At 62.5% G+C, this 240-nt stretch carries 1 pseudogene; it reads left to right on the plus strand.

Annotated elements, in window-relative coordinates:
* Positions 1-111: pseudogene (locus C7I85_RS30450) on the plus strand (IS110 family transposase); the annotation flags it as partial.
* Positions 112-240 lie beyond the last annotated feature (129 nt).

Genomic DNA, 240 nt, shown 5'->3' on the forward strand with positions numbered 1-240 from the left:
CGCCGCGGGATGGCGAAAGCCGTTGTGGCGGTGGCACGGCGGCTGGCCGTGATCCTGCATCGAATGTGGATGGACAACACGCCATACCGCTGGGAGGCCAAAGCGGCCTGAGCTTGGATTAGAATTCCGCGTGCCGCGCGGATAGAGGTCCCGTGCAGGGACGGGTGGGTAGGCAATCTCGAGGCGGGCTTGAACGCCAGGTTTCTGGTCAGTTCGCAAAAGAGATTGAGATGCCTCTCC

The sequence above is a fragment of the Pseudaminobacter soli (ex Li et al. 2025) genome (assembly GCF_003012705.1).
GTDB lineage: Bacteria > Pseudomonadota > Alphaproteobacteria > Rhizobiales > Rhizobiaceae > Pseudaminobacter > Pseudaminobacter soli.